Origin of the sequence: Streptomyces sp. N35 (assembly GCF_016464295.1) — a bacterium.
In the GTDB taxonomy this organism is placed as follows: Bacteria; Actinomycetota; Actinomycetes; order Streptomycetales; family Streptomycetaceae; genus Streptomyces.
The window spans coordinates 1-1057 of the sequence record NZ_JAEIMH010000204.1 but is presented as its reverse complement, the minus strand read 5'-3'; the positions used below and the strand labels follow the sequence as shown (position 1 = coordinate 1057).

The window sequence follows — 1057 nt, the reverse complement described above, 5'->3', positions numbered from 1 at the left end:
TCTCGGCCGCCGCGATCTGATCGCCGAGCGAGGGCTCAGCCCCGGACGGCAGCGCGCCGGGGCGCAGCTGCTCCACCGGGGTACGCGGCCGCGTCGGCGGTGCGGAGGAGGTGAAGGAGGCGAGCAGCTCGTCCGCGTCCGCTTCCAGCTCCTCGCGGCTGGTGCCGACCAGGCGCCTGGCCTGCGCCGGGGTGAGTCCCTTGGTGGCGGCGACCTGCAGGCGCAGCATCTGTTCCTCGGCCGCCTGGGCACGCTGCTCGGCCGCAGTGATCTTCTCGGCGAGCTTCTCGGCCTCGGACTTCTGCTCGTCCTCCAGCTGCCGCGCCTTCGCGGCCAGCGGCGCCAGTTCCTTCAGCTTCGCTTCGGCCTCGCGCCGTGCCTGGCGCTCCTGGTCGAGCGCCTTCTTGCCCGCCTCGCCAAGCCCGGTGGGCTCACTGGGCGCCGGGTTGGGCGGGGTGTCGGTCTTCTCGCCCGTCGCGGGCGGCGTGCTGTTGTCGTCGGCCATCGCGGCCAACCCCTCTCACTGGACATGTCCGCCGTCGCGGCGGCACCCCACGAGGACCGTGGGGAAAATCAGGAAGCGCTCTGCGCTTGGTGGAAGGCCCGCCAGGCAGCCAGCGAGCCCGCGCCCGAGGTGCCGGCGGTCACCGTGAGCCACTGCTCTTGCAGGCGCCTCACTTCGGGCGGCTCCGGCTCGCGCCGGTACAGCGGCTCGGCGCTGCACGAACACCGGTCATGGGAGCGGAAAGAGGACGTCGTCTTGGAGTAGACGGCGCCGCGGCCGATCAGCATCGAGCAGAACGCACACGTAGGGCCGCCGCCCGACACGCGCCGCCAGCCGGCCATTTCACCGCGTGCACGGAAGGTGGCCATGGTCGTCTCGCGTTCCCCGGCCAGCACCAGGCGGCTTGCTGCGCCTTGCAGCTGGGAGGCCATAACGCGGGTGGCGGCCTCCTCGGATCCGGAGATGGCCATCTGGGTCTTGAACGCGACAGGTCCCGTCACCCGCAGCGCCTGCGCTACCTGCTCCGCATCCGGTTCCACCACCACCGGGGCC

General features: G+C 72.3%; 1 protein-coding gene and 1 pseudogene. Both read right to left on the bottom strand.

From position 1 onward, the window contains the following. Positions 1-505 (bottom strand): hypothetical protein (locus JAO81_RS41885; RefSeq protein WP_199553251.1); only part of this gene is annotated, 505 nt, incomplete at its 3' end. Positions 506-573: 68 nt separating this feature from the next. After that, positions 574-1057, bottom strand: a pseudogene (locus tag JAO81_RS41880) (hypothetical protein); the annotation flags it as partial.